We start from the raw sequence: 16,784 nt of genomic DNA on the forward strand, positions 1-16,784 counted from the left end.
TGAGGGGAAGGGGTGCGTTTCGTGCGGGCCATGGGTGATGGCGGACTTGGCGAGCCTGTGATCCGGAGCCGGCCGCTGGGTGCACGTGCGGCGAGGCGATCAGCGCGAATTATGACAGGAAAAGTTCTGCGCTATTCGCAGGTTGCCCGGGTGCTGCGCACCTCGGAAGACTGCCGGCCGCGGAGGGCGGCCGGCAAGAAGGGAATCAGGCCAATTGCTGGTCGATGAAGGCGGTGAGCTGGGCCTTGCTCATGGCGCCTACCTTGGTGGCGGCGAGTTCACCGTTCTTGAACAGCATCAGCGTGGGAATGCCGCGGATGCCGAACTTGGCGGGAATCTCGCGGTTCTCGTCCACGTTCATCTTGGCGATGGTGAGCTTGCCCTGGTAGGCGCCAGCCACCTCGTCCAGGATGGGGGCGATCATCTTGCAGGGGCCGCACCACTCGGCCCAGTAGTCCACCAGCACCGGAGTGCCGGCTTTCAGCACGTCGGCTTCAAAGCTGGCGTCGGAGAGATGTTTGATGAGTTCGCTGGCCATGGCGCGTTCCTTGGTTCCTTGTGTGAGCAGTGGGCGATGCCGGTACGTATAAAGTCCAGTCATTGTGACAGAAACCGAATCCCCGCATCCTCATATGGCCGGTGCTTGTAACGCTATGACACCCATAGCAAAAGACGATCACGCCGCAGCGTGCAGCGCGGGGTGGCGCGCGGTTTTCGAGCAGGTGCGCTCGGCGGCAGCGCAGCGCGGCGCGCACCTGGCGGCCACCGTGGTGCTGGTGCCGTATGCCCAGCTCATGGGCGAGGCGCGCCGGCAATGGCAGCGCGCCTACCCGCAGGGTTTCGCGCCGCGCTTCGAGACCACGCGCAACTGGGCTTCCCAGCTGGGCGCGCCTCTGGCGGAGGGCAGCGAGTACGCGGGCGATATGGCACGCGATGCGGTCACCGCACGTGCATTGCTCGACCGCGCCGGTCTTGCCGCGCACCGCGAAGTCCTCAGCGGTCCGCTGCTGGAGATGGCCGCGCAGTTGGCGGTGGTGGCAGCGGCCGTGGCTCCTGACCGGCGCCCGGACTGGGGCGAGGCGGCGCGCGCCCTGCTGCCGGCGGCGGGCGACGGTGGCGCGCTCCGGCTGGAGGCCGCCGCAGCGCGCATCGCCCTGGAATGGGTGCTGGCCTCGCGCCACGTGGGGGATGTGCTGTTCGAGTCTGGCGTGCGTGCGGCCGTGCCGCTGCTGGTGGTGGTGCAGGGCTTCCAACCCGACCCCCTGGCCCGCACATTGGCGCGGCACTGGGCAGAGGCGGGCCTTGTCGTGGACCTGCCGCAGGTGATGGACGGCGGGAAGGCCGGCGTGCCAACCTTGCATGCCGTGCCCGATGCCGAGGACGAGGCCCAGCGCGCCGCCGCCTGTGTGTTGCAGCACCTGGCGCAGGGACAGGCGCCCGTGGCGCTGGTGGCCAACGACCGCGCGCTCACCCGCCGCATCAGCGCCTTGCTCGGCGGCGCAGGCGTGGCTGTGCACGACGAAAACGGCTGGCTGCTCTCCATCACCCACGCCGCGGCGCGGCTGATGGCGGTGTTGCAGGCCTGTGCCTGGGACGCCACCGCCGATGCCGTGCTCGACTGGCTCAAGCAGTCGCCCGCGGTGGATGGGGCCGCACTGCGCGCGCTGGAGCACTGGCTGCGCCGTGCGGGCGCCCGGCATTGGAGCGGCGCGGCGACGCAACTGCAGGTGTTGGCTGAGCGGCGCCCGGCCGAGGCCGCGTTGGCGGACCAGGTACAGGCCTGGCGCGCGCAGCTGCGGGCCGCGCGGCCGCTGGCCCAGTGGTTGCAGTCGCTGCGCGTGCTGCTGCAGGACTGCGGCCTGTGGGACGGGCTGCAGCAGGACGAGGCCGGTGTGCGCGTGCTGGCCGAACTGCGCCTGCCCGAGGGCCTGCAGGACGATCTGCAGGACATGGACGGGGCCGGTGCGCGCATGGCGCTGGCGGACTTCACACGCTGGGTGGGGGAGGTGCTGGAATGCGCGCGCTATCGACCGGCCTATGTGGACGATGCACCCGTGGTGGTTCTGCCCCTGCCGCAGCTGCTGGCGCGCCCGTTCGCTGCGCTGGTGCTGCCCGGCTGCGATGAGAAACGCCTGCAGGCCGCGCCTGAACCGCCCGGCCCCTGGACGCAGGCGCAGCGCGAGGGACTGGGGCTGCCTACGCGCGACCTGTTGGCCGCCGCGCAGCGCGCCGCCTGGCGGCAGGCCCTGCGTATTGCGCGTGTCGACCTCCTGTGGCGCGTGGGTGACGAGGGGGGCGAACCCCTCCTGCCGAGCCCGCTGGTCCAGGCGCTTCGGCTGGATGGAACCGGCATGGACGGTGCCGATCCCCGGGTGACGCGCAGCGTGCCCGCGGCGCCCACGGCGCGTCCGCTGCCGGTGGGCGCGCAGCTGCCGGTGCAGCGGTTGTCGTCCTCGGCATATTCCGACCTGCGCCACTGTCCTTACCGCTTCTTCGCGCTGCGCCAACTGCAGCTGCAGGAAGACGACGAACTGGACGCCGGGCTGGACAAACGTGACTTCGGCACCTGGCTGCATGCCGTGCTGCAGCACTTCCATGAGGCGTTGCAGGACGCGCCCACGGGCGACGCCGCGGCGCGCACGGCGCTCATGGACGAGGCGGCTGCGCGCGCCACGCGCGAGCTGGGGCTGCAGGAGGGCGACTTCCTGCCCTACGCCTCGGGCTGGCCCGCGCTGCGCGCCGGCTATCTGGAATGGCTGGGCAAGCACGAAGCCGCTGGCGCCTGCTTTCGCCAGGCCGAGCTGCGCGCGCGCCAGCCGCTGGGCGCGCTGGAACTGGTCGGCACACTGGACCGTGTGGACGCCGTGCGTCCGCAGGGCGGCGGCGAACCCCTGGCGCTGGTGATCGACTACAAGACCGAAAGCGACGCCCTCACGCGCGGGCGCATCAAGGCCGGGGCCGAGGACACACAGCTCGCCTTCTACGCCGCATTGCTGCAGGACGACACCCTGCGGGCCGCGTACGTGAATGTGGGTGAGCGCGGCGAAACCCGGCTGCACGAGCAGGAAGACGTGGTGCACCTGCGCGACCTGCTGCTGGACGGCATCACGCACGACATGCAGCGCATTGCCGCCGGCGCGCCGCTGCCCGCGTTGGGCGAGGGCAGCGTGTGCGCATGGTGCGCCGCGCGCGGTCTGTGCCGCAAGGATTTCTGGAATGAGTGAAGCTGCCGCGCAAGCCGCCTACGAACACAACGGCCAACCGGTCACGCGGGAGGCCTTCTATGCCATCGCCTGCGACCCGCAGCGCAGCGTGGCCGTGGAGGCCTGCGCCGGCGCCGGCAAGACCTGGATGCTGGTCTCGCGCATGCTGCGCGCGCTGCTGGACGGCTGTGCGCCGCACGAGATCCTGGCCATCACCTTCACCAAGAAGGCCGCGGGCGAAATGCGCCAGCGCCTGCAGGAATGGCTGCAGGAGTTTGCGGCCAAGCCGCTGCCTGATCTGGAAAAGGAGCTGATTGCAAGAGGAATCGGGCCGCAGCGCGCTCTGGACAAGCGCGAGCAGCTACAAAAACTATACCGGCAGACGCTGGACGCGGGCCGCCCCGTGCAGATACGCACCTTTCACAGCTGGTTTGCGGCGCTGCTGGGCACGGCGCCGCTGGCGGTGCTGGAGCAGCAGGGCCTGCCCGCCCATTACGACTTGCTGGAGGATGACGCCGAGGCAGTGCGCGAGGTCTGGCGCCCCTACCTCGCCGCCGTGGCGCAGGACGCCGCGCTGCGCGCGGATTACGAAGCCTGCGTGGCGCATCACGGCCGCTCGCAGACGCACAAGGCGCTTGAAGGCGCGCTGGCCAAGCGCGTGGAGTTCGCGCTGGCCGACGAGGCGGGCGTGGTGGACGCATCGATCCCGCATTTCGGCACGCAGTTCGCGGACCTTGCCGGCTTGCACCATCCGGCCGATGCGCTGGCCAGCGACGCAGCGCGCCAGCGCTGGCATGCCTGGGCCCAGGTGCTGGGGGCGCAGGCGAACAAGACGCCGCAGAAGGCCGCCAACGCGGTGATCGACGCCTGGCTGTGCGACGACCTGGGCCAGCGTCTGGACACGCTGCGCAAGGCCTTCTTCGTGGCCAGCGAGGATCGCCTGTCCAAGAATCTGGAGAAGTTCGCCGCCGCGCAGGAGGCCGAGGGCGAACTGCAGCGCCTGTGCGCCGCGCGCCGCCAGCACGAGGCCTGGCTGCACCAGCAGCGCATGGCGCGGCTGGCGCGCGCGCTCATCGCGCAGTTCGCCCAGCTCAAGCGCGAGCGCGGCTGGGTGGACATGAACGACGTGGAGCGCACGGCGCTGGTCATGCTGTCCGACCCCATCCTTTCGGGCTGGGTGCAGGAGCGCCTGGACGCGCGCGTGCGCCACCTGCTGGTGGATGAGTTCCAGGACACCAACCCGCTGCAGTGGCAGGCGCTGCATGCCTGGCTGGCCGGTTACGCGGGCGCGGGCGGCGGCCAGCAGCCGCCCAGCGTGTTCATCGTGGGTGACCCCAAGCAGAGCATCTACCGCTTTCGCCGCGCCGAGCCGCAGGTCTTCAAGGCCGCCCAGGCCTTCGTACGCGAGGGGCTGGGGGGCGACCTGCTGGCCTGCGACCACACGCGGCGCAACGCCATCGGCGTGATCGCAGCGGTGAACCAGGCCATGCAGGCGGCGCAGGCGCAGGGCGAGTACGCGGGCTTTCGCGACCACACCACCGAATCGCGCGACCCGGGGCAACTGCTGCGCCTGCCCCCGATCACGGCGCCTGACGGGGGTGATGCCGCCGCGGCCACTGCCCCCGAGTGGCGCGACACTCTGACCCAGCCGCGCCATGAAGCCGAGGAAACCCTGCGCATGCGCGAATGCGCGCAGGCTGCGCAATGGGTGGCGGCGCAGATCGCCGCGGGCGTGCAGCCGCAGGAGATCATGGTGCTCGCGCGCAAGCGCGACCGGCTGGCCTCCCTGCAGGAGGCCCTGCGCGCGCTGCACGTGCCCTGCGTGCAGCCCGAGAAGGCCGAGCTGGGCGAGGCGCCCGAGGTGCAGGACATCGTCGCGCTGCTGGATGCCCTGGTCTCACCGGGGCATGACCTTTCGCTGGCGCGTGCGCTGCGCTCGCCGCTGTTCGGCCTGACGGATGACGCGCTGGTGCAGATTGCGCTGCGGGTACGCCAGACGGCCGCAGAAGGATCCCCGTGCAGCTGGTTCGACGTACTTCAAAAAAGTGAGCTGCTTCCGCCCGACCTGCAAGCGCTGGCGCCTGTTTTGGCTCAATACAAGCGATGGGTGGAAACACGCCCCCCCCACGATGCGCTGCATGCCATCTACGAACACGGCGACGTGCCCGCGCGCTTTGCCGCCGCGGCTCCCGCCTCGCAGCGTGCGGGCGTGCTGGCCAACCTGCGCGCTTTGCTGGCCGCGGCGCTGCAGCAGGACGGGGGGCGCTACCTCACGGCCTATGCCTTCGTGCGCGCCATGAAGCGCCCGGGCATGCGCGCACCCGGCCGCGTGGAGGCGCAGGCCGTGCGCCTGCTCACCATCCACGGCGCCAAAGGGCTGGAGGCGCACAGCGTGCTGCTGCTGGACACCGATGCGCGCGCGCAGAAGGCCGAGACCATGGGCGCGCTGGTCGACTGGCCGGGCGAGCAGGCCGCTCCGCTGCGCTTTGTCTTTCTGGCCAGCGAATCCAACCCGCCGCCCAGTGCGGTGGACCTGCTGGCGGCGGAACTGGCGGAGCGCCAGCGCGAGGAGCTCAACACCCTCTATGTGGCCATGACACGCGCCAAGCATTGCCTGGCCTTGTCGGCGGTGCAGTCCAGCACGGCCGCGCCCGGCAGTTGGTGGAACCGGCTGGCCGAGTCCCTGCAGGACGCGCCAGTGCCGCCCGCCGCGCCATTGGGCGATGTGGCTGACGATGCCGCCGTCGCGTTGCCGCAGCTTCCGCCGTATGCGGGGGCTGCGCCGGGGGCACAAGCCGCTGCGGCGGGTGCTCCCGCCTCCACCCCGCAGTCGCGCCAGGGCGAGGCCATGCACCAGTTGCTGGAGCAGGCGGGCGTGGTCGGCGCCCTGCGGGCGGGCGGCGTGTGGCCCGCGCGGCGGCTGGCGCAGCTGGCGCGCGATTTCGATATCACGACGGAGGCTGCCGCACAGGCCGCAGCGATGGCGCGGAGCATTCTGCAGGGCGAGGGTGCCTGGGCGTGGAACCCCGATCACGTGGAGCAGGCCCTCAACGAAGCGCCGCTGGTCTACCAGGGCCAGGGTCTGCGTCTGGACCGCCTGGTGCGGCTGCGCCAGCCGCGCGAGGGTGCGCGCTGGTGGGTGCTTGACTACAAAAGTGCCACCGCGCCCGAGCGCCAGCCGCAGCTGATGGCCCAACTGCGCCTGTACCGCGAAGCGGTGGGAGCGCAGTTTCCGGGCGAGCGGGTGGGCGCGGCTTTCTTGACGGGCGATGGGAGGCTGGTGGTCGTGGACGCGCCAGGGCAGGGCGTGCTGTTCTGACCGGGTGGGCAGGCGCCGGGCCTGTGGCTGGCGTACGGGAATACCCCGCGTCGTGCGCAGGGGTAGGTACCATCGGTTGATTCTGCCGATTGATCGATGACCCATGAACCACACCCTCGTCCCTGATGAACTGGATGTCCTGGTCGAGTTGCTGCCAACCCCCGGCACGCGCGTCATCGAACTCGGATGCGGCGGTGCGCGCATGGCGCGGCAGATGCTGCAGCGTTGGCCGGACATGCGGTATCTGGGGCTGGAAGTGGACCTCCGGCAGCACGCAATCAACTTGCAGGACACGCCGCCGCGCATGCGCTTTGCCGTGGGTGGTGCGCAGGCCATTGCAGGCGATGACGCGCAGTTCGACCTGGCGCTGATGCTCAAGTCCCTGCACCACGTGCCGCTGGATGCGATGGACCAGGCGCTGACCGAAGTGGCGCGCGTGCTGCGTCCCGGCGGGCATCTGTACGTTTCGGAGCCGGTCTACGAAGGCGCGCTCAACGAGATCGTGCGCCTGTACAACGACGAAGGCATCGTGCGTGCCGCTGCGCAGGCGGCGCTGGATCGCGCCCTGGCCGTCCGCGGCACCTGGGAGCAGGTGGCGCAACGGCGATTCGACATGCCTGTGAATTTCGAGGACTTCGCTCAGTTTGAGCGGCGGATGATGAACCCCACCTTTGCCGACCACCGCATCGACGCGCGCTTGCGCGAGCGCGTGGCGGCGGCCTTCGCGCCGCATTGCACGATGGAGGGAGCGCACTTCGTGCGGCCCATGCACGTGCGCCTGCTGCGGCGTGTGGGTTGATGAAAGCAACACCATGATGGATACGGATCTGCGATCCTGCGAGATCGCCGTGATTGGCGCGGGCCCGGCTGGCCTGATGGCCGCCGAGACCGCCGCAGCGGCGGGCCTGAGCGTGCAGGTGTTCGACGCCATGCCTTCGGTGGGACGCAAGTTCCTGCTGGCGGGCAGGGGCGGGCTGAACCTCACGCATTCCGAACCGCTGGCGGCCTTCATGGCGCGCTATGGCGATCGCCAGCAGGCGCTGACGCCCTGGCTGCGAGACTTTGGCCCCGAGGACTTGCGCGCGTGGGCTGATGCCTTGGGCGCGCAGACCTTCGTCGGTACGTCGGGCCGGGTGTTCCCCAAGGACATGAAAGCCGCGCCGCTTCTGCGTGCCTGGCTGCACCGCTTGCGCGGGCAGGGGGTGCAGCTGCACATGCGCCATCGCTGGATGGGCTGGGCCGACGCATTGAATGGCATCACGCCGCCTGTGCTGCGCTTTGCCGCGCCGGCGGGAGAGGTGCGGGTAAGGGCGCGCGCTGTCGTGCTGGCCCTGGGCGGCGGCAGCTGGGGCCGCCTGGGCTCGGACGGTACCTGGGCGCCGCTGCTGGCGCAGCGCGGCGTGCCTGTAGCGCCGCTGGCGCCGTCCAACTGCGGTTTCGACGTACCGCGCGTGGATGCGCCCGTGGGCGAGACGCGGCGAGAGTTCTTTCTGGAGCTCATCGGCCGAGGCGCGCCCGCCGTCGGCTGGACGCCGCATTTCGTCGAGCGCTTCGCGGGCCAGCCCTTCAAGTCGGTGGTGCTGTCCTTCACCGACAGCCAGGGCCGGCGCTTTGAGCGGCGCGGGGAATTCGTGGCCACGGCCACGGGCGTGGAAGGCAGCCTGGTCTATGCGGTGTCCAGCCTGCTGCGCGACGAGATCGTGGCACACGGTCACGCCACCTTCCACCTGGACCTGCTGCCCGACCACACGCCCGAGCGCGTGCTGGCCGAGGTGCGCCACCCGCGCGGCTCGCGCAGCCTTTCCACCCACCTCAAGAGCCGGCTGGGCCTGGACGGCATCAAAACCGCCGTCCTCTACGAACAACTGGGCAAGGACGGTATGTCCGACCCGGTGGCGCTGGCCCATGCCATCAAGGCCTTGCCCATCACCGTGGTGGCAGCACGCCCATTGGATGAGGCCATCAGCACGGCCGGCGGCGTGGCCTTCGAAGCGCTGGATACGCGCCTCATGCTGCGCACCATGCCCGGGGTTTTCTGCGCGGGCGAGATGCTGGACTGGGAGGCGCCCACCGGGGGGTATCTGTTGACTGCGTGCTATGCCACCGGGCGTGCGGCAGGAGCGGGTGCCGCGCACTGGCTGGCAACGCAGGCGTAGTACAGCAGGGGCGCCGCCTTGGGCCATGCTCTGCGGTCATTGCGGGAAGGTCGGCGTCAACCCAGAGCGTTGCTGAGCGCGCGGTCAAAACTTCGCGCGGTAATACACCATGGGCCCGCCGCGGCGGGCGCGCAGCACCAGCCGCGCATCGCCTTGCAACTGCACGCCGATGGCACCCAGCTCGGGGACCAGACCGCGCGTGCGCGATGCGGACCATTGCACCTCCAGACGGGTGCCAAAGTTGCTGCCTTGGTCGCGACCCCAGATCATGCCCATGGCGTCGTGCAGGCCCGTGTGCGGGTGGGTGCGGGCCCAGGCCTGCAGGTCCAGCCGTACGCGCGGCTGCAACTGTGATCGCCAGCGCAGACCCAGGTCGTAGGCCAGCGGGGTGCCTGACGGGTAGGCCGGGCTGACGGCTCCTGCGCGGGCCGCGCCGTCCGACGGAACCACCACGCCCAGCGTCAGCCCCAGGCGAGAGGCTTGCAGCGGTGTAAGCCAACGGGTGATGTCCGTGTACTGAACGCTGTTGCCGAATGCTGCGCGCGGAAGATCGCTGCCGTTCAGGTCGGGGTAGGTGGCGGTGTCCTGCGTGAAGGCGGCGGAAGAAGGCTCATCCTGAGCCTGTCGCAATGCGGCCGCAGCACCGTCTGGCAGGCTCTCATCGCCCCGGGCGGGAAATGCCGCGCACAGGCACAGCAGGCACACAATGCCCCAATCCATGGCCGGCCGTGGCAGCGGCCGGAGCAGATGACTTGCAAGCAGCGCGGACATGGCAGACAGCATGGCGGCACGGGACAGCAAGAAAGTGGATCGGTGGCGAGAACTCCTGGGGCGCAGTATGGACCGCGGGCACGTGCTTGTCGCGATCGCCGTGCTTGTTCCACTGTAGGACGGAGCTGACGCATCGCGTTCATGTGCGGGAACGCCGCAACCGCCCGATGAAACGCAAAGCGCTCAGGCGACGCAAAAAAAGAAGGGGGAAGAAAAGAAGAAGGTGACGAGCCTTACCCCCGGCACTGGCTCCACAGTTAGGGCTGCTTGGTTCCCCACCTGACCCGGTTGGCCGCTTCACCATGCGGGGAGGCCCGTCGCCTGTGATTGTACGACGAACCACGCTCTGCCCGTGGCCTGTCAGAACTTTGCCCGGTAGTACAGCATGGGGCCACCGCGCCGGACGCGCAGCAGCAAACGTGAGTCGCCCTGCAGCTGCACGCCGATGGCGCCAAACTCGGGCGTGCTGGGCAGCGAGTAACCGTCTGGCTCGGGGTAGTCCCGCGCACGCAGATCCAGGTCCGCAGGTAATGCCTGGTGCTGCGTCGGTGGATCGACGGCGGAGGTGTCTTTAGAACCATCCTGGGCCTGCGTCGGCGGCTGCAGGCACAGACACAGTAGCCAGCAGGCGAGACGCACCCCAGCCGACCGGGTCGGCAACCCTTGTCGCGATAGCCGCCTGCGGGCCGCAAGGGATGGAAGCAGGGCGGGCAACATGGCGGTGCGGTGGGACTGGCAGTTTGCAGTCGTTCCCGGGGAGTATGAAACCTGGCAGAGAACAGATCACCCTCGGTCGGCGCGGTGGCCTGCGTAGGCACGCACCAGCTAGAAGCCTTGGCGCGCTGCGTGTCTGGCCCGCACATAGAATCACGCCCCATGTCCTATCTTGTGCTCGCCCGCAAATACCGTCCCAAGACCTTCTCTGAGATGGTGGGGCAGGAGCACGTGGTGCAGGCGCTCTCCAACGCGCTCACGCAGCAGCGGCTGCACCACGCCTACCTGTTCACCGGCACGCGCGGCGTGGGCAAAACCACGGTCTCGCGCATCCTGGCCAAGTCGCTCAATTGCCAGGGGCCGGACGGCCAAGGCGGCATCACTGCCACGCCCTGCGGCGTGTGCCCGGCCTGTACCGACATCGACAGCGGCCGGTTTCCTGACTACACCGAGCTGGATGCCGCCTCCAACCGCGGCGTGGACGAGGTGCAGGGGCTGCTGGAGCAGGCCGTCTACAAGCCGGTGCAGGGGCGCTTCAAGGTCTTCATGATCGACGAAGTGCACATGCTCACGAACACGGCGTTCAACGCCATGCTCAAGACGCTGGAGGAGCCGCCGGAATACCTCAAGTTCGTGCTGGCCACCACCGATCCACAGAAGGTGCCAGTCACGGTGCTCTCGCGCTGCCTGCAGTTCAACCTGCGGCCCATGGCGCCCGAGACGGTGCTGGAGCACCTCACCCGCGTGTTGGCCGCCGAGAACGTGCCCGCCGAGCCGCAGGCCCTGCGGCTGCTGGCCCGCGCCGCGCGCGGTTCCATGCGCGACGCGCTCAGCCTGACCGACCAGGCGATTGCCTTCGGCAGCGGCCAATTGCAGGAAGCCGCTGTGCGCCAGATGCTGGGCAGCGTGGACCGCAGCCATGTGTTCCGTCTGATCGACGCGCTGGCGCAGGGCGATGGCCGCACGGTGGTCGAGACGGCGGACACCCTGCGCATCAACGGCCTGTCCGCCGCCTCCACGCTGGAGGACATGAGCGCCGTGCTGCAGCGCATGGCCGTGCTGCAGGCCGTTCCGCAGATGGCTGCGGCCGCGGACGCCAGCGACCCTGAGGCGGCAGAGGTTGCGCGCCTGTCTGCCGCCCTGCCGGCCGACGAGACGCAGCTGCTGTACACCATCTGCCTGCACGGCCGCGCCGATCTGGGTCTGGCGCCCGACGAATATGCCGCGCTGACCATGGTGCTGCTGCGCCTGTTGGCGTTCAAGCCGGCGGCTTCGGAAGGCGGCGCGGCTGCCTCGGCTGAAAAAAAAACTCTGACGCGGCCTGAAGCCGCAGCGCCGTCGGCCCATGCGCCGGCCGATACGCCGGTAGTTCAGGCACCGCAGGCTGTGCCGGCCGCCGCGGACCGGGCTCCTGCACCGCCGCCGGTGTCGGTGCACCCGGCTCCGGTCGAGGCGCCCGCGATGGACTGCGCGACTGCCGCGCCCGCCCGGCCCGCCGCATCGGCAGCGCCTACGCGGGCGCAAGCCACGCCGGACGATGTGAACCAGGCCGTGCAGGACGCGTTGGACGCGGGCGACCGCGAATCTCCCCCGTGGGAAGCCGGCGACGCGGCCCAGGCGCCCGTACGGGCCGCAGCGCCTGTGCGTCTGCCCGTACGCTCCCCTGAGGATTTAAGGCAAAAAACACCTCCAGCGCCCGCCCATACAGCGCAAGCAGCTCCTGAAACGGTAGCAATCCCCGTGCGTACCGCGCCGGAACCCGGCGCGCGCCTGCAGCCCCTGCCATCGGCAGCCCCGGCACCCGCGCGGCTGGTGCGCACGGAGGAGGGCGATGTCTGGCATGCCACCGTGCAGCAGCTCATTGCCCAGGAGGCCATCACCGCCCTGGTGCGCGAACTGGCGCTGCAGTCGCAACTGGTGGCGCGTGACCCGGACCATTGGCTGCTGCGCGTGGAGCGGGAGTCGCTCAACCAGCCCACGGCGCGCGAGCGCCTGCGCGCGGCGCTGGAGGCCGCGGGTCATGCGCGCCAGATCAGCGTGGAGGTGGGTGTGGTGATCGACAGCCCCGCGCGCCGCAACGCGCACGCCGCGGCCGAACGCCAGCGCGTGGCCGAGGAGATCGTCCACAACGACCCCTACGTGCAGCAACTGATGCGTGATTTCGGGGCGAAAATCGTGCCGGGCAGCATCAAGCCTGCATAACCATTTTTGAAACGCAAAGGAAACCATCCATGTTCAACAAGGGACAGCTCGCCGGCCTCATGAAGCAGGCCCAGGCCATGCAGGACAACCTGAAGAAGGCCCAGGATGACCTGGCCAACATCGAGGTCGAAGGCGAATCCGGCGCCGGCCTGGTGAAGGTGCTGATGACCTGCAAGCACGACGTCAAGCGCGTGACCATCGACCCCAGCCTGCTGGCCGACGACAAGGACATGCTGGAAGACCTGGTGGCCGCCGCTTTCAACGCCGCGGTGCGCAAGGCCGAGGAAACCTCGGCGGAGAAGATGGCCAAGATCACGGCCGGCATGCCAGGCCTTCCCGGCGGCATGAAATTCCCCTTCTGAGGGCAGGCTACTGCGCGCCGGCCATGCGTCGTGGGGCGGTGCTCGCAATCCTCACGTACTAGGCAAGTACGTTCCGGTTGCCGTGCTCCGTCCGCCTCGCCTGGCAGGCGCTCGCTACGCCCTTTGGGGCGGCGTTTGCACTCCGAAATCCATTCTTCATGTCCGACACCAGCTCCCTTGACGCACTGATCCAGGCCCTGCGGCGCCTGCCCGGTGTGGGCGTGAAGTCGGCGCAGCGCATGGCGTTTCATCTGCTGCAGCATGACCGCGCCGGCGCGCAGGTGCTGTCGCAGGCGCTGGCGCAGGCGGCAACGCAGGTGCGCCATTGCGAGCGCTGCCACACCTTCACCGAGGGCGCGGTGTGCGAGACCTGCCTGGACCCGGCGCGCGACGCCTCCCGCCTGTGCGTGGTGGAGACGCCCGCCGACCAGGCCGCGATGGAGCGCACCGCGGCGTTCAAGGGGCTGTACTTCGTGCTCATGGGGCGGCTGTCGCCGCTGGATGGGGTGGGGCCGCGCGACATCGGTGTGCACAACCTGCTGGAGCGCGCCAGCGACGGCGTGGTGCAGGAGGTGATCCTGGCCACCAGCTTCACGGCCGAGGGAGAGGCCACGGCCCACGCGATCGGCGAGGCGCTCAAGCGCCGCGGCGTGCACGTCACGCGCCTGGCGCGGGGCGTGCCCGTGGGCAGCGAGCTGGAATACGTGGACCTGGGCACCATCGCTCATGCGCTGGCGGATCGGCGCTGAATATCAAAAACAATAGCTGCTAGCGCTTGTTGGATAAGCGCTGGAGGCCAAAAACACTGCAAAAATGAACACAACAATGCATGTGGCCCGCTTCACCGTGGCCTACTGGTGCGTGCTGATTGCGGCGCTGCTGCCCATGGCTTGCGCGCTGCTGGCCAAGCGGGGGGGCTTTCGCGGCAGCGACAACCACGACCCGCGTGCGTGGCTGGCGCGCCAGACCGGCTGGCGCGCCCGTGCCAATGCGGCGCAGGCCAACAGTTTCGAGGCGCTGCCGTTCTTCATCGGCGCGGTCATCATTGCCCACCAGCTGGGTGCGCCGCAGATGATGCTGGACCTGCTGGCCTTCCTGTTCGTGATGCTGCGCGTGTCCTACATCACCATGTACGTGGGCGACATGCCCACGGCGCGCAGCCTGGTGTGGGGCGCGGGGCTGCTGGTCAACATCGCCATCCTGCTGATCGGCTGGCGCTGACACCAGCGGTTAAAGGTGCTGCTGCGGCACGGGGATCTCCGCGGTGCGCATGCCCAGCGCGGTGACCACGGCGCTCAGCAGCGCCATGGCGCCGCAGAACACCAGCAAGCCGCGGTTCAGGCCCACGTGGTCCGACAGCCAGCCCATACCCAGGATGGGCACGATGGTGCCCAGGTATCCCACGATCAGGTAGGACGACAGCAGGCCGCCGCGCTCTTCGGGCGTGGTGAGCTTGGCCACCACGCCCATGCCCGCCACATTGGCCAGCCCATGGCCGAAGGCCGTGGCGATCACCGCCGCGCCAAACACCAGCGTGGCGCCGGTGAGCGTGGTCGCCATGAGCAGCAGGTTGCACAGCACCAGCGCGCAGCCGCTGGCCAGGGCCACGCGCTTGGTGCGCCAGTTGCGCACCATGAACTGGAACGCGGACGACAGGAACAGGATCATCGCGATCGACAGTCCGCTCACGGCCGGCCCATGCCAGGGCACGATCTCCTGCATGAAGCTGGGCGCCAGCGATGAGTACAGGCTGAACATGCCGAAGGCGCTGAAGGCGCCCATGCTCGCCAGCCAGAACTGGCGCCGGCGCAGGCGCGGCGGCGGTGTGAGCCGCGGCATCCACTGCGCGATCACGCCGCGCCAAGTGCCGGGCGGCAGGGCGTCGTCCCGCGTTCCCCCTGTGGGCAGCCCGCGCAGTTGGTGCAGCGCATACACCGCCAGCAGGCCCATGGCCGCCGTGGGCACGTAGGCGGTGACGAGCGGTTGGGGCATCCACTGGGCCATCAAGCCGCCCACGAGCGGCCCCAGGCCGAAGCCCAGCGTCATCGCCACGGTGGTCAGTGCGGCCGTGCGCCGTGGATCACGCCCGGGGCGGGCCTGCACCATGCCGATGGAGGCCGAGGTGGTGATCATTCCCGACGCCAGCCCGATCATGAGCCGCGCCAGCATGAAGACGGGCACATTCCACGCCAGGGCTGACAGGACCACGCCCGCGGTCATCAGCGCGAGGCCCGTGCGCAGGATGGCCAGGAAGCCGTGGCGCTGCGTGAGCCGCCCCAGAAACAGCAGGCTGGTGAGCGCGCCGAACATGTACACCACGAAGAGATGCGTGATGTCGCTGGGCTTGAGCCCCCAGGCCTGCTGGTAGAGCGGGTACAGCGGGCTGGCCAGCGCCGTGCCCATGACGCCGACGCACATGGCATAGCCAATCCAAACAACGGGAGACCAGGAGCGTTCTTGCATAGGTGGAGGGAGAAAGCCCGCGCGGTGGGGAGCGGCGGCGACGGGGAGCCGGCAGCGGGGCGTGTCGGGAACGGTGAATGGTGAATGGTACGGTGGGCGAGGGCCCCCATGGAGGCCGCCGGCGCTAGACCCCACGCGCCACGCAGCCGTGGATAGGTGGTGCGCCATACGCCTGTGCTGTCGGTGGTAGGCGAGTCTTGCGCATCGCTGGGCGGGCGGGCGCCGTTTCGCCACTCGCCCTGGCAGGACGGCTGCAGTTGCGCGTGTTCCTGCCCCAGGCGCAGGCGCACGCCGGCCCGGGGATGTGCCCCGTCACCTAAAATCGCCCCTGTGCTCCGCTACTGCGTGGCACTGCCGCCCGGCAGGGGCAGCGCCCGGCTCGCTGAAGCACGCCTCATAACGGGGCCGTCTTATGTGCCTACTTTTTGTTCGTTGGGTTTTTCATAACGAACAATTACATTCACCCGCTGTTCTGATCTTCACCCGCCGCGGCTGGCCATCCCTGAGGGGGCAGCCTGCGCGCGCTTTGCATTGCATTTCATGATTGACCTTCGGGGTATCACCCAGATCTACCCGGGCCCGCAGGGCCCCGTCGAAGCCCTGCGCGGCATCGACCTGCATGTCACGCCGGGCGAGGTGTTCGGCATCATCGGCCGTTCGGGCGCGGGCAAGAGTTCGCTGGTCCGCGTCATCAACCTGCTCAACCGCCCCACGTCGGGACAGGTGATGGTGGCGGGGCGCGACATGACACAACTGTCCGACGCCGACCTGCGCGCCGCGCGCCGCGAGATCGGCATGGTGTTCCAGCACTTCAACCTGCTGTCGTCGCGCACGGTGTTCGACAACGCCGCGCTGCCGCTGGAGCTGGCGGGCATGCCGCGGGCCGAGATCAAGAAGCGCATCGACCCGCTGCTGGACCTGGTGGGCCTGGCGCACCTGGCCGACCGCTACCCGGCGCAGATCTCGGGCGGGCAGAAGCAGCGCGTGGGCATTGCGCGCGCGCTGGCCAGCAACCCGAAGGTGCTGCTGTCCGACGAGGCCACCAGCGCGCTGGACCCCGAGACAACCCGTTCCATCCTGGACCTGCTGCGCCAGGTGAACCGCGAAATGGGCGTGACGGTGGTGCTGATCACGCACCAGATGCAGGTCATCAAGCAGATTGCCGACCGTGTGGCCGTGATCGACGCGGGCCGCATCGTGGAGATGGGCCCGGTGGTCGACGTGTTCACCCGCCCGCAGCAGGACATCACCAAGAGCCTGATCGACGAGATCGTGCCCCAGGAGCTGCCCGCCGGGGTGCTGGCGCGCGTGCGCAGCCTGGCCGCGCGGCTGGAGCCGGGCGCGAGCGGCCAGTTGCTGCGCCTGTCGTATGCGGGCGAGCATGCCTACGAGCCGATCCTGTCGCACCTGATCCGCGAGCTGGGACTGGACCTGTCCATCCTGCATGGCCAGATCGACGAGATCCAGGATCAGACCTTCGGTTCGCTGGCGGTGTATGCCAGCGGCAACATGGCGCGCATCGGCGCGGCCATCGACTATCTGCGTGCCAACGGCGTGGTGGTGCGCACCGTGGAAGTGACAGGCTGAGGGGCGG

Annotated in this window: 13 protein-coding genes and 1 other RNA gene; 9 read left to right on the top strand and 5 right to left on the bottom strand. The window is 69.4% G+C overall.

What is annotated here, in order from left to right; translation table 11 throughout:
• Window positions 1-205: 205 nt before the first annotated feature.
• Window positions 206-538, bottom strand: a complete 333-nt coding sequence (trxA, locus tag HND92_RS08305) for a thioredoxin TrxA (RefSeq protein ID WP_011805563.1) — start codon at window positions 536-538, stop codon at window positions 206-208.
• Window positions 539-653: 115 nt separating this feature from the next.
• On the opposite strand from trxA, the gene HND92_RS08310 reads away from it, so the two are divergent.
• From HND92_RS08310 to HND92_RS08325, 4 genes are all read left to right on the top strand, one after another.
• The gene (locus tag HND92_RS08310; protein ID WP_172206712.1) at window positions 654-3,224 is read left to right on the top strand and encodes a PD-(D/E)XK nuclease family protein; all 2,571 of its coding nucleotides are present in this window, start codon (window positions 654-656) and stop codon (window positions 3,222-3,224) included.
• Entirely contained in the window at window positions 3,217-6,522 is a 3,306-nt protein-coding gene (locus tag HND92_RS08315; RefSeq protein WP_172206713.1) for an exodeoxyribonuclease V subunit beta, read from the top strand. The genes HND92_RS08310 and HND92_RS08315 overlap by 8 nt, the downstream gene beginning before the upstream one ends.
• Window positions 6,523-6,625: 103 nt before the next feature.
• Window positions 6,626-7,321 carry a class I SAM-dependent methyltransferase gene (locus HND92_RS08320; protein ID WP_172206714.1) on the top strand — a complete coding sequence of 232 codons (696 nt, stop codon included), beginning with the start codon at window positions 6,626-6,628 and terminating at the stop codon, window positions 7,319-7,321.
• Window positions 7,322-7,334: 13 nt separating this feature from the next.
• Window positions 7,335-8,678, top strand: a complete 1,344-nt coding sequence (locus tag HND92_RS08325; RefSeq protein ID WP_172206715.1) for a TIGR03862 family flavoprotein — start codon at window positions 7,335-7,337, stop codon at window positions 8,676-8,678.
• An 84-nt stretch (window positions 8,679-8,762) separates the two neighbouring features.
• On the opposite strand, the gene HND92_RS08330 is transcribed toward HND92_RS08325, so the two are convergent.
• The 3 genes from HND92_RS08330 to HND92_RS08340 all read right to left on the bottom strand — a co-directional run bounded on the left by HND92_RS08330 (window position 8,763) and on the right by HND92_RS08340 (window position 10,088).
• Window positions 8,763-9,398, bottom strand: coding sequence for a hypothetical protein (locus HND92_RS08330; RefSeq protein WP_015913088.1), 636 nt, complete (start codon window positions 9,396-9,398; stop codon window positions 8,763-8,765).
• A gap of 273 nt (window positions 9,399-9,671) precedes the next feature.
• Window positions 9,672-9,768, bottom strand: an RNA gene (gene ffs, locus HND92_RS08335) — signal recognition particle sRNA small type.
• 41 nt (window positions 9,769-9,809) lie between these two features.
• Window positions 9,810-10,088 carry a hypothetical protein gene (locus HND92_RS08340; RefSeq protein ID WP_172204913.1) on the bottom strand — a complete coding sequence of 93 codons (279 nt, stop codon included), beginning with the start codon at window positions 10,086-10,088 and terminating at the stop codon, window positions 9,810-9,812.
• 237 nt (window positions 10,089-10,325) lie between these two features.
• Between HND92_RS08340 and dnaX the strand changes: the two genes are divergently transcribed.
• The 4 genes from dnaX (at window position 10,326) to HND92_RS08360 (ending at window position 13,948) form a co-directional block, all read left to right on the top strand.
• Window positions 10,326-12,365, top strand: coding sequence for a DNA polymerase III subunit gamma/tau (gene dnaX / locus HND92_RS08345; protein WP_172206716.1), 2,040 nt, complete (start codon window positions 10,326-10,328; stop codon window positions 12,363-12,365).
• Window positions 12,366-12,394: 29 nt separating this feature from the next.
• Window positions 12,395-12,727 (top strand): YbaB/EbfC family nucleoid-associated protein, encoded by a 333-nt coding sequence (locus HND92_RS08350; protein ID WP_011805555.1) that lies wholly within the window; start codon window positions 12,395-12,397, stop codon window positions 12,725-12,727.
• Window positions 12,728-12,885: 158 nt separating this feature from the next.
• Window positions 12,886-13,476, top strand: coding sequence for a recombination mediator RecR (gene recR, locus HND92_RS08355; protein ID WP_172206717.1), 591 nt, complete (start codon window positions 12,886-12,888; stop codon window positions 13,474-13,476).
• A 64-nt stretch (window positions 13,477-13,540) separates the two neighbouring features.
• Window positions 13,541-13,948 (top strand): MAPEG family protein, encoded by a 408-nt coding sequence (locus HND92_RS08360; protein WP_011805553.1) that lies wholly within the window; start codon window positions 13,541-13,543, stop codon window positions 13,946-13,948.
• A 9-nt stretch (window positions 13,949-13,957) separates the two neighbouring features.
• Here HND92_RS08360 and HND92_RS08365 read toward each other — a convergent pair whose 3' ends face one another.
• Complete coding sequence (locus HND92_RS08365) at window positions 13,958-15,145, bottom strand: MFS transporter (RefSeq protein ID WP_172206718.1); 1,188 nt, start codon at window positions 15,143-15,145, stop codon at window positions 13,958-13,960.
• A gap of 585 nt (window positions 15,146-15,730) precedes the next feature.
• Here HND92_RS08365 and HND92_RS08370 point away from each other — a divergent pair.
• Window positions 15,731-16,777, top strand: a complete 1,047-nt coding sequence (locus HND92_RS08370) for a methionine ABC transporter ATP-binding protein (RefSeq protein ID WP_088886961.1) — start codon at window positions 15,731-15,733, stop codon at window positions 16,775-16,777.
• Window positions 16,778-16,784 lie beyond the last annotated feature (7 nt).

Origin of the sequence: Diaphorobacter sp. JS3050 (assembly GCF_013154915.1) — a bacterium.
GTDB classification, from domain to species: domain Bacteria; phylum Pseudomonadota; class Gammaproteobacteria; order Burkholderiales; family Burkholderiaceae_C; genus Diaphorobacter; species Diaphorobacter nitroreducens.

Coding starts and splice junctions, on each gene's coding strand:
- recR (WP_172206717.1), top strand. CDS start 12,886: ATGTCCGACACCAGCTCCCTTGACGCACTGATCCAGGCCCTGCGGCGC.
- HND92_RS08370 (WP_088886961.1), top strand. CDS start 15,731: ATGATTGACCTTCGGGGTATCACCCAGATCTACCCGGGCCCGCAGGGC.
- HND92_RS08320 (WP_172206714.1), top strand. CDS start 6,626: ATGAACCACACCCTCGTCCCTGATGAACTGGATGTCCTGGTCGAGTTG.
- HND92_RS08365 (WP_172206718.1), bottom strand. CDS start 15,145: ATGTGCGTCGGCGTCATGGGCACGGCGCTGGCCAGCCCGCTGTACCCG.
- HND92_RS08360 (WP_011805553.1), top strand. CDS start 13,541: ATGAACACAACAATGCATGTGGCCCGCTTCACCGTGGCCTACTGGTGC.
- HND92_RS08315 (WP_172206713.1), top strand. CDS start 3,217: ATGAGTGAAGCTGCCGCGCAAGCCGCCTACGAACACAACGGCCAACCG.
- trxA (WP_011805563.1), bottom strand. CDS start 538: ATGGCCAGCGAACTCATCAAACATCTCTCCGACGCCAGCTTTGAAGCC.
- HND92_RS08325 (WP_172206715.1), top strand. CDS start 7,335: ATGATGGATACGGATCTGCGATCCTGCGAGATCGCCGTGATTGGCGCG.
- HND92_RS08310 (WP_172206712.1), top strand. CDS start 654: ATGACACCCATAGCAAAAGACGATCACGCCGCAGCGTGCAGCGCGGGG.
- HND92_RS08350 (WP_011805555.1), top strand. CDS start 12,395: ATGTTCAACAAGGGACAGCTCGCCGGCCTCATGAAGCAGGCCCAGGCC.
- dnaX (WP_172206716.1), top strand. CDS start 10,326: ATGTCCTATCTTGTGCTCGCCCGCAAATACCGTCCCAAGACCTTCTCT.
- HND92_RS08330 (WP_015913088.1), bottom strand. CDS start 9,398: ATGGATTGGGGCATTGTGTGCCTGCTGTGCCTGTGCGCGGCATTTCCC.